Annotated in this window: 8 protein-coding genes; 4 read left to right on the forward strand and 4 right to left on the reverse strand. The window is 53.7% G+C overall.

All coding sequences use genetic code 11. The annotated features are described in order from the left end of the window. Position 1: 1 nt before the first annotated feature. The gene (gene pheT / locus OXF42_05620; protein MCY4047569.1) at positions 2–2539 is read right to left on the reverse strand and encodes a phenylalanine--tRNA ligase subunit beta; all 2538 of its coding nucleotides are present in this window, start codon (positions 2537–2539) and stop codon (positions 2–4) included. 69 nt (positions 2540–2608) lie between these two features. Between pheT and OXF42_05625 the strand changes: the two genes are divergently transcribed. From OXF42_05625 to mnmE, 4 genes are all read left to right on the forward strand, one after another. Next, on the forward strand, positions 2609–3715 hold the full coding sequence (locus OXF42_05625; protein MCY4047570.1) for an SAM-dependent methyltransferase: 1107 nt from the start codon (positions 2609–2611) through the stop codon (positions 3713–3715). 238 nt (positions 3716–3953) lie between these two features. Then, positions 3954–4844, forward strand: coding sequence for a restriction endonuclease (locus tag OXF42_05630; protein MCY4047571.1), 891 nt, complete (start codon positions 3954–3956; stop codon positions 4842–4844). Positions 4845–4917: 73 nt separating this feature from the next. After that, positions 4918–5604 (forward strand): carboxymuconolactone decarboxylase family protein, encoded by a 687-nt coding sequence (locus OXF42_05635; protein ID MCY4047572.1) that lies wholly within the window; start codon positions 4918–4920, stop codon positions 5602–5604. A gap of 12 nt (positions 5605–5616) precedes the next feature. Further along, entirely contained in the window at positions 5617–7011 is a 1395-nt protein-coding gene (gene mnmE, locus OXF42_05640; protein MCY4047573.1) for a tRNA uridine-5-carboxymethylaminomethyl(34) synthesis GTPase MnmE, read from the forward strand. Positions 7012–7136: 125 nt separating this feature from the next. Here the strand turns inward: mnmE and OXF42_05645 are convergent, their stop codons facing one another. The 3 genes from OXF42_05645 to OXF42_05655 form a co-directional block, all read right to left on the reverse strand. Beyond that, complete coding sequence (locus OXF42_05645; GenBank protein ID MCY4047574.1) at positions 7137–7982, reverse strand: aminotransferase class IV; 846 nt, start codon at positions 7980–7982, stop codon at positions 7137–7139. Between the two features lie 4 nt (positions 7983–7986). Then, positions 7987–9246 (reverse strand): anthranilate synthase component I family protein, encoded by a 1260-nt coding sequence (locus OXF42_05650; GenBank protein MCY4047575.1) that lies wholly within the window; start codon positions 9244–9246, stop codon positions 7987–7989. A 14-nt stretch (positions 9247–9260) separates the two neighbouring features. Continuing rightward, positions 9261–11282 (reverse strand): (Fe-S)-binding protein (locus tag OXF42_05655; GenBank protein ID MCY4047576.1); only part of this gene is annotated, 2022 nt, incomplete at its 5' end.

Genomic DNA, 11282 nt, shown 5'->3' on the forward strand with positions numbered 1-11282 from the left:
ACTACTGCCTGACGCGGGCGCCGAAAGAGTCGCCGAGCGTCTTTACCGCCTTTTCACAAACCAGATTTGCGTCTTCGTCCGTGAGGGTCTTTTCAGCGGAGCGAAGAACCATTGAAATCCCCACGCTCTTCATCCCGTCCCCCAGAGACTTGTCTTCAAACAGGTCAAAAATCCACACCCGCTCCACAAGCGGGCTTACCCCCCTTACACCGGAAACCATGCTTCCCGCCTCAATCTCTTTTTTCACTACAAAAACCACATCCCGCCTGAGTGAAGGAAATTTACGCCTCCAATTCCTGTCAAAACCCCTGTGAATCGCGTTAAGTTCTTCTGGTGTTAATTGACTTCTCCCACCCACAGAACTCACCAAACTAACAAATTCATCCTTCTTTTTCTTTTCTTGGAGAAATACCTCCGAAAGAACAGGTTTTGGGTCCACCTCCGCAAAAGCATAAAGTTTTTCAAGATTCAGTTCAAGGGCGACCACGCCCTCAAGTTCAAACGCCCGCGCCGTCTCCGGGTGTATTTCGCCCAGATTTCCGGCGGTCTCGCCGCCAATGGCGATGCGCGCGCTTTTGCCGGGATGAAAACAGGGCTTGTCCGCGCCGGACTCAAAAACCGCCGCCCCCTCCGGAACATTAAACGCCGTGGCGAGCGTCTTCTCCGCAAGCCCTTTCATGTCAAAGAAATCAAACCCCTCCCTCTCCCACAGCCGGGCGTCTCCCGCGCCCGCCGCAACTGCGGCAAACATCCTCTCCTCTCTCGGCAACTGCCCGCTGCCCTTGTGGAAAAACACCTTGCCCGTCTCAAAAAGCCGCGCGGCGGGCAACTGCCTTGACAGATTGAATTTCAGGTTTTTCATAAGCCCCGCAAGCATGGTGTTTCTCATAACGGACAGGTCGCGCGAGATGGGGTTGAGAATCTCCACCGCCGGGTCGGGGCTGAACGCGCGCAACAGGTCGGGGTTTTCAAACCCGTAGTTCACCGCCTCGGAAAAACCGGCGAAAACAAAGACGTTTTCCATTGTCTCATGCGCGGCGGCGCGGCGGTCTGCGCAACCGGCAAGCATTCCGAAACCCGGCTCGGCCTCCTCAATGGCGTCATACCCGAAGAGGCGGGCTATCTCCTCCGCCACATCCGCCGGGCGCGACACATCGGGCCTGAATGTGGGAATTTTCACACGGACGGGGTCGCCTGAGCCGGTTACCTCAAAGCCGAGCGCGGAGAGGAGGTTTGCCGTCTCCTCCCTGTCAAAGTCGGCTCCGAGGGTTTTCCACACTTTTTCAAGCGACACGTCAATCTCAAGCGGACGAACCTCTTCGGGGCAAACGTCCGCAATCATGCCGCGGGACGAGCCGCCCGCAACGGAGAGCATCAATTCCGCCGCTCTTGCAAGGGCGGGCGGCGGCGCGGCGGGGTCAACCCCCCTTTCAAATCTGTATGACGACTCCGAGGACAGTTTCAGGCGTTTTGAAGAGCGCCTCACGACCGGCGGACTGAAACAGGCGGCTTCAAGAAGCACGTCTTTTGTTTCCCCGCTCACGGCGGACTCTTCGCCGCCCATTATCCCCGCAATGGCAACGGGACCCGCGCCGTCCGCTATTACAAGGTCCTGCGGGGAAAGGTCGTATTTTTGTGAATCAAGCGCAAGCAGCGACTCCCCTTTTTTCGCGTTTCTTACCGCAAGGACGCAACCGCCCTCCGCCGCTTTGAGTTTGCCCCGGTCAAACGCATGCAGGGGCTGTCCGGTTTCAAGCATAACAAGGTTTGTTATGTCCACAATGTTGTTGACGGGCTTGATTCCGCACGCAGACAGGCGCGCCCGAAGCCACAGGGGGGACGTCTCCACCTTGACGCCGCTCACGAGGGCGAGGCAGTAGCGGGAGCAGGCGTCCGTATTCTCAATAACGGGGGGGCGGATACCGCTCTCATTGCGGACGGGCGCGGGCGGGGGGTTTTGAACCTTCAAAACTCCGCCCGTGGCGGCGGCAACCTCTCTGGCTATCCCCGTTACGCTGAGGCAGTCCGGTCTGTTCGGAGTAACGGCAATCTCTATCACCGTGTCTTCAAGGTCTGCAATGTCCGCAAGCGGAGTTCCGGGGGCAACCGCGCCCGGCAGTATCATAATTCCGTCCGATTTGGCGGCGGTAAGTCCGAGTTCGGCTTCGGAGCACAGCATTCCGTCCGATTCGCATCCCCGGATTTTCGCCTTTTTGATTGTGAGCCCTTCGGGAAAAGCGGCGGTTTCCGGCAACCGCGCTCCCGGCAGGGCGAGAACCACCGCGTCTCCCGCCTTCATATTTGACGCTCCGCAAACTATCCGTCTGCCGCCTGAGCCGTCCGAGACGGAGCAGAGGGACAGGCGGTCTGCGTTCGGGTGGGGAGACACATCCTCCACACGCGCGGCAACTACGTTGTCGGGCAAAAGGTGAGTCAGCGATTCCACCTCAAGCCCGGCCATGGTAAGGGTTTCGGCAATCTCCTGCGGGGAGAGGTCAAAATCCACATACTCTTTGAGCCATTTTACTGTCGTCTTCATAAAAAACCGCCGTCCGGTGTGTATGATTGTAAAATAGTTGCCGTATAAATCAAACCACGGCGGGCAGTTATGGAAAAACCGGAACGTGACAACCTGCGCGGGCGCATAGAGGACGAAATAGACGGGCGCGGCGCGGTAACCTTTGAGAGGTTTATGGAGCGCGCCCTTTACGAGCCGGAGATTGGATACTACTCACGCGCGCCCCGCATCGGCAAAGAGGGCGATTTTTATACCGGCCCCTCGGCGCACCGGGCGTTCGGGGAGACTGTGGCGCGAGTGGCAACCGCATTGAAAAAACGGCTTGGTAGAGCGGACATAGTTGAGGCGGGCGGGGGAGACGGGACGCTTGCAAATGACATACTGTCCGCCCTTGCAAGAGACGACCCTGAAACATACGGGGGCGTCAAATACACTCTGGTTGACCGTTGCGAACCGGAGGTTTGCGCGGCGCGGGGGCATAAGAACTTCCGCAGGGTGAAAAGTTTTGATGAGGCGGGGCGGATTGAGGGGATGATATTTTCAAACGAGTTGTTTGACGCGCTTCCGTTTCACCGCCTTGTGTTCAGGGGCGGGAAGATAAGGGAGATAATGATTTCGCGGGGTTTCAGGGAAGCCGGGGGCGAATTGTCAGACCCGGCTCTGGCGGCGTATTTTGACAGGTGCGGCGGAGTGGAAAAGATGGGTTTTGCCGAGGGGCAGCGGTTTGAGGTGTGCCTTGCGGCGGCTGAGATGGTGAAGCGCATGGCGCAAACGCTGAAAAAAGGGCTTATTCTAACGATAGACTACGGCTTCCGAACCGATGAACTTTACAGCCCGGACAGAAAAGAGGGCACTTTCAAGTGCGTGTCCGGTCACCGGATAAGCGAGTCTCCCTATGAGAATATCGGGGAGCAGGATATTACGGCGCATGTTGATTTTGGAAATCTTGAATATGAGGGAGAGGCGGCGGGGCTTGCGACGCTGAAATACACAACGCAGGGGCAGTTTCTTGTTGATTGGGGGATTATGGAGGCGGTCAAGGAAAATCCGGAGGAAGTCGGGGCTATAAAGAACCTGTTTATGCCCGGAATGATGGGGGACAGTTTTAGGGCTTTGATGCAGGTAAAGAACGCGCCGGAACTGGAAGAGGGGTTTTATCCTGAAAGTCCGTTGAGGATTTCATTCGGGGCGGATTGAGAAAGGGGCTACCTTATGGTAAGTTACGCCCAAAGGAAAATCGGGATGGAGTTGTGCTTGGAAATACTTGAGGTCGGGACCGCCATTCTTACCTTAGTGGCGATATTGCTCGGAATAGCCGGAGGCATGATGCGGAACGGCGGTCTAATTATGATTGCAGTATGCTTGTTTGTTGTTGTTTATGTTCTCACATCAATTTACATACCGACGGTTACACCTACTCCCAAATGAGAACATTATGAGTGAGCGAATTAAAATTACCGAAATGCCACAAATGCCTTACTTTCACTGCTTTGCTCTGCTTGCAGTTCACAAATTAGGTGGTTCATCCAAAACAAAGGATACTATTGAAGAAATAATGAATTTTTTTGATTTTGAAGAAAATCTTTTAGAAGAAACTTTAGAGAATGGCAAGAGTAGATTGAAGGAAAGAATTCGTTTTGCAATGGTTGATCTCAAAATGGCTGACTATTTTGCCAAAGACAGCAAAAGAGGTCTATATCAATTAAGCGACAAAGGGAAATTAAGTATTCAGCAACTAGTTCCTCTAGACCCGACAGAATTCAGAGAAATTGGAGAGTCAATTCGTAAAGATGTGCAACAGCAAGTGGCAAGGGTACAAAAAGAAAAAAAGAATAAAGAGGCTTTAGAGATAAATGATGAAGACTTTAGCGAAGAAAGTGAAGAGGAAATGGAATACTTAAATGACTTGGAAATAATTCAGGAAATAAATCCATATTCCTTTGAAAGGCTTTGTGCGCTTCTTTTCAAAAAGGTCGGATATGAAGATGTTCAAACTACGCAAAAATCCGGCGATGGCGGCTATGACGGAGTTGGCTATTTAGTTTTCGGATTGGTAAGATTTAAGGTTGCTTTCCAAGCAAAAAAATACAAAAACGACAATAAGATTGGACCCGGTGAAATACGGGAATTTTCTGGAACAATGAAACAACAGGCTGCGGAAAAAGGGGTTTTTATTACAACATCCGACTTTACCCAGAAAGCCAAAGAAAGCGGGCTTGAACTTGGAATTGAACTGATAAACGGCGAGAAGTTAATTGGACTGTTACAAAAGCACCAAATCGGGTATTCCCAAAGGATTGACAAGAAGTTCTTTGAAGAACTCTGATAACTCCCTTCCCTCTTGACACCACCGCCCCCGCCGTTACAGTAACTCTCATTCACAACTGGAGGTGAAACAGATGGCGGATTCAATCTACAAAGACAACATTGGCGCAGAGATGGGCAGGTTCAAGGAAACCAACCCTGAACTGCTTGACTCGTGGATGGCTTACCACGACAGCGTTTTCAAAGACGGCGCGCTTACGGCAAAAGAGAAGCAACTGACGGCGCTTGCGGTGGCGCATATAACATCATGCCCCTACTGCATACGCTCACGCACCAACGCTTCGCTGAAGGCGGGGGCAACCGACAAAGAAATCGTTGAGGTCGTCTATGTGTCAATGCGCCTCGCAATGGGCGCTCCCTACGCATTCTCAAGCATAGCGTTTGAGGCGTGGGACCACCTTGAAGCGGGCGTGGACTTGAGAGAAGGACACTTCTTCAAGAAAGACATTGTTCACGAGATCAACACTTTCAAAGAGCAGAGCGGCGAAGACATTGCCACCCCGTTCGGCGACTTTCACAAAAAGACGTTTGAAGAAGGGGCGCTTTCCAAGAAATTCAAGCGCGGAATCGTTGCCCTCGCCTGCGCTCTCGTAACAAAATGCCCTTACTGCATAAGGTCTTGCGTAAGAGACGGCAAGGCGGAAGGTGTGAACTCCAAGCAGATAGCGGAAGCCGTCAACGTGGCAATGGTGATGGCCGCCGGCGCGTGCTGGGCGCACTCGTCCATTGCTATGGAAACGGTTGCCAAAGCGGGGAAATAAGCGTTTCACCCTTTGAGCAACCCGCACAAAGCGACGGAAGACGACACCATATCGGCGATATCCACGCCGCCCGGCAAAGGCGGCGTGTGCGTCATACGCATAAGCGGCGGACAGTCCCTTGCGGTCATCCGCGCCCTGTTTATGTTTCACGGAAAACATAGGGACTTTGAGCACCGCCTGATGTATGCGGGAAACATCATTGACCCGGCGGACAAAACCGTTGTGGACAGCGCGATGTGCGTCTTTATGAAAGGGCCCTCCTCCTACACCGGAGAGGACTTGGCAGAAATCCACTGCCACGGCGGCGGCGCTTGTTCGCGCAAAATAATGGACCTCACTCTTCGCCACGGATGCAGGGCGGCGGGTCCGGGGGAATTCACCCGCAGGGCGTTCATGAACGGCAAGATGGATCTGGCTCAGGCTCAGGCAGTTGCGGACATCATTAATGCGCAGAGTGATCTGGGGCTCAGGCAGGCGGGTCTCCAGTTGTCCGGCGGACTTTCCGACAGGATAAACAAACCCAAGGCGCGGCTTCTGGAAATGCTCGCCGAGATTGAGGCGAGGATAGACTTTCCCGAAGAGGAAACGGGGGTTATGGAAACCGCCGCCCTCAGGCGCGGTGGTGAAACCGTTCTGAGAGACCTTGAGGCGCTTCTCGGCACTTATCTGGCGGGCAGCCTCATAAGAGAGGGGGCAATGGTCGCCATAACGGGAAAGCCCAATGTGGGCAAATCAAGCCTTCTTAACGCCCTTCTCGGCAAAGAACGCGCCATAACAAGCCCCCAGCCCGGAACTACAAGGGATTACATTGAGGAGCAAACCTCCATCGGGGGCATAACAATCCGCCTTACGGACACGGCGGGAATCAGAGACGCGCTCAACGAAGCGGAAAGAGCGGGCGTTGACATGGCAAGGGAAAAAGCGCTTGGCTGTGATGTTCAAGTCGTGGTGGTTGACTCCGGGCTTCCCCTTTCCGGTGAAGAGAGGGAGATGATAGGGCAGATTTCTTCAAACGCCGTTGTTGCCGTCAATAAATCAGACCTCGGCGGAGACCTGTTTCACGAAGTTGCCAGAGCCTTTCCGCAGAAGAAAGCGGTTGCCACTTCCGCCAAAACCGGCGCGGGCATTGACGATTTGAAAGAAGCCGTCAGGGAAACCCTGATGAAAGACACCGCCCCCGTTGAAACCAATGAGGCGGCGCTGACCGGCATCCGCCACAAACAGTCGGTTGAAGCCGCCCTTGAAGCGGTGAACTCCTTTCTTAAACTGCTTGAGGAGAAAGAATCTCCGGAAATCCTGTCAATAAAGGTCAGGGAAGCAATGGACAGACTTGGGGAAATAACGGGCGAAACCTCAACGGAAGAGATGTTAGGCGTAATCTTCGGCAAGTTCTGCATTGGCAAGTGATCAAGGGTTGTTAAACCTGAATGTTTCACGGGGAACATTCATATCTTTTCGGTATCAGGAGGGCGGGGATTTTTTCCACAATGAGTGGAAAACAGTGTGGAAACTTATAGGTCAAGTCTTATGTATTACCACTTAAACGCCTGAAATAAAAGAGTTTTTACTTCCACATAGGAAGGGTGGGTTGATGTTGAAAACTTATGGGTCAAGCCTTGATATTGCATTGTTTCCACAGGGTTTATCCCTGATACCGAGTTGGTAACAAAGACGAACTCCGCATTTGCCGCAGTTGAGGGCTTTACCGGAGGTTCGGCTATGGAAAAGCCCGCATCCGCCGCCTTTTCCATCAAAACGCCCCTTGTTATGCCGGGAAGTATGCCGCAATCCTCCGGCGGGGTGAACAGGTCGCGCCCGCTGCCCCAGAATATGTTCCGGCATGTTGTTTCCGCGATATTTCCGTCCGGCGAGCATAAAAGCGCGTCATCAAACCCTTTTTTTGCCGCCTCCCTCATTGCAATTACGTTTTCAAGGTAATTGAGGGATTTCACCGCAGACAGCGGGGAATCCGGGCGGGTGCGCCAAACATCCGAAAGAAGCAGTTTAACGGGCTTGTTTTCCGTCCCGTTTTTAATTTGCCTGACGGAAATAATTGTATGAGAGCCGTCCAGCGGAGCAAAAAAAGGCGAAGGCGGCGCGTCTGAAATAACGCACACTTTCACCGCGCAGTCGGAAAAACCGCTTTGTCGGACAGCGTTGTTTATTTCACGGGTGATATTTTCCGGGGAGGGCGGCGCAATGCCAACGGCGGAGGCGGCGCGGGAAATTCTGTCAATATGCCTGTTCAGAAAAACCGGCGCGGACTCCTTCCAGCGCATTGTTTCAAAAACTCCGTCCCCGTAAAAAACCGCGCGGGGAAAAAACTCCGGAATACCGGTTAAATCTTTTTCCTGAAAATAAATACGTTGATCATTCACTAAATCAATCTCCGCCCGCCGCGCTGTTTTCAAGGGCTTTTAGTTTCAGTTTAATTTCCTCAAACTCTCTCCCCGCATCGGAATCCCAAACCACTCCCGCGCCGCTCCAGCATACCGCGTCTCCGTCCGAAACTTGAAGGCATCTTATTGAAACACTGAGGCAAAAATCCCCGTTCGGATAAAAAACGCCCGCCGCGCCGCAGTAGGGGCCTCGGGGATGGGGTTCAAGGGCGTCTATTATCCGCAACGCGTTTGTCTTCGGCGCGCCGGTAACGGAGCCGGGAGGGAAGGTTTTTTTTATTATTTCCTCAAGAGAGATTTCCTCTCTCAAAGTCCCTCTCACTTCGGACTCCATGTGAAAAAGCGTTTCATACCGTCTTATTCCGAAAACTTTGTCCGCGCAAACCGTTGACGGAACGCATATTCTGCTCAAGTCGTTCCTCACAAGGTCGGTTATCATGAGTATTTCCGCCTTTTCTTTTTCGTTTCCGGAGAGAGCGCCTTTCATGCGCAAATCCTCTTCGGGATTTACGCCGCGCCTTGCCGTTCCCTTTATCGGGCGCGACACTATGGAGTCGCCGCTTTTTGCGAGAAACAACTCCATTGAACCGCTTAAAAACTGAAACCGCCCGAAATCCATATAGGACGCGAACGGAACGGGCTGTGAGCGGAAAAGGCTTAAAAAAAGGCTATAGGGATTTTGCGGCGGGGGAATTTTCCACATTTCCGATATGTTGACCTGATACACGTCCCCGTCCCTTATGTGAGATTTAATTTTTTCCACATTTTTCACGAAACGGTCTCCCTGAGGCCCCCCGGAAGAGACCGGAGACCGGCATCGCGCGGAAAACCCGCGCCCGCCGTTCCCGGAATGCGGAAGTATCCGTTCGGGAATTTCAGCGGAGCGGCTGACGGAGGTTTCGGGGTAAAAATGAAAATTTACGGCGGGCGGCGGAACGGCCCCGGTTTTTTTTCTGCGCGGCGACCGCGCAAGCGGCATGCCGTCATCGGTGTTTTCCAGATATTCGTATCCGAAAAAACCCACGGCAACATAGCCGCCGGAGGTCAGTTTTTCCATTTCACGGACGGGGTCGCCGCTTATTTCCAGTCTTTTTCCGCCGCCTTCCAGAACAGCCCCGCCGGGCGTTGAAAAAATTGTAAATTCGGGCTTGCTGAATATCAGACAGCCGCCGTCCCCGTCTCCGAGCCAGCCGCCTCCGGAATCAAGAAGCACGGCGGACGGAAGATGGTTTTCTGTCCGCATGGCGTAAAAACCGCCTACCCGGAACCCGCGCCGTTTACCGAATCCCTTAGAATTTCCGCGACATCCTTTATCTGAATATCTTCGGATTTGCCTTTGAATTTGGCGGCGTCCTCAAACATGGTGTTGCAGAAATAGCATGCGGTGGCAAGGGTGTCGGGCTTGAGTTGTTCGGCCTCCTCAAACCTGTTCCAGTTGACCCTCGGAGCCTCTTCCTCCATCCATATCTTTCCGCCTCCGGCGCCGCAGCAGAAACTGTTGCGCCCGGAACGTTTCATCTCAACAAGGTCTATGCCCGATATGGATTTCAGTATCTCGCGCGGAGAGTCGTAAATGTTGTTGTATCTGCCTATGTAGCAGGAATCGTGGTAGGTAACCTTTTCCCCCGCTCCGCCGCCCGGAGTGAGTTTCCCCTGCTTTACCAGTTCAACCAGAAAATCGGTGTGGTGGACCACCTCATACTCGCCGCCGAACTGCGGATACTCATTCTTGATGGTGTTGAAGCAGTGCGGGCAGTTGGTGAGTATCTTTTTAACTCCCAAATCGTTCATCGCCTCAACGTTTTGAGACGCGAGTTCCTGATAGAGAGCCTCCTCGCCGAGCCTTCTCGCCGGGTCTCCGCTGCATGTTTCGGACGGCCCCATTACGGCGAAATCAACGCCCGCCTTCACGAGGAGTTCCACAACCGCCTTTGAAACCTGCTGTCCGCGGGGGTCGTATGCCCCGAAACAGCCCATCCAGTAAACAACATCCACCGGCTCCGCGCTCTCAAGGTCTTTTCCGAGAATCCGGACGCCGTCCATGCCGGACAGCCACGCCGCCCTTTCCTCGCCGTCAAAGCCCCACGGGTTGCCGTGGGTCTGGAGTTTCTGAAGGGTGCGGGTCGCCGTGCCGGTAAGTTTGCCCTCAAGCGTCAGGTAGCGGCGCATATCCACTATCTTGCCCATCTGGTCTATAAACAGCGGGCACTGCTCCACGCACGCATTGCAGGTTGTGCACGCCCATATCTCTTCGGGGGTTACCCACTCGGTTGACGCCAGTTCCGCGCCTTCCCCGGCGGCTATTGCGCCGTCTGCCATCTCCTTGCCCTCGCTTGAGAGGTAGTGCCTGAGTTTTACAACAACATCACGCGGGGAAAGCACTTTTTCGGTGTTCCACGCCGGGCAGTTGTCCGTGCAGCGGCCGCACTCGGTGCAGGTGTAGGAATCCATAAGGTCTTTCCAGCTGAAATCCTCTATCTTTCCCGCGCCGAAATGGTCTATGTCATCCGGTATGTTTTCAAAATCTATCTTTGCGAGCGCGCCGCGCGGCTCCAGATTTTGAAAGAACACGTTAAGGGCGGCGGTAAAGACATGGCTGTGCTTGGAGTAGGGAAGGTAGTTCAGGAAGCCGAGAAGGATGAGAACGTGAAACCACCAGAAAAATTCGCGCCAGAACACCTGACCGCCTGCGGTCATCTGGGTGAAAAGCCCGGCAAACAGGCTTGAAACCGGCAGGAAATCCGCCGGCGCCTCTCCCAGCGCAAGCCGCGCCCCCGTGTAGAGAAACGCCGTCATTACAAGGCCGAAGATAAGCCCCAGAACCACCACCGCGTCGGGCCCGTTCACCTCGCGCCTTCTTCCGAAAGTCAGGCGGTTCGTAATTCCCATGCCCAAAGCCACAATGACAAGCGCCTGAGTTATGTCCAGCACAAGTTCGTAGTAGTCGTGCGAGACGCCGGGCAGCAGTTTGAATCCGGTTTCGGGGAAGAAGAGGCCCCCGACAAATATCTCAAGAGTTCCCACCGAGATGATGATAAAGCCCCAGAAGATCATGAAGTGCTCTATTCCGGCAAAGGTGTAGTTCTGCCAAAGCCGCCGCTGGCCGAAAACGTAGATAAGAACGCGCTTCATCCTTTCGCCGATACGGTCAAGGCGGTTGTCTTCCTTCTTTCCGAGACGCAAAAGCCGGATGAGGTTGTAGATGTTGTAAGAGAAAAAGGCGAAAGATGAGACAAGAAGGACTGTCATTATGAGCGGTTTCATTGTGTGCTCCCGGCG

The sequence above is a fragment of the Candidatus Dadabacteria bacterium genome, assembly GCA_026708565.1.
Lineage (GTDB): Bacteria > Desulfobacterota_D > UBA1144 > Nemesobacterales > Mycalebacteriaceae > Mycalebacterium.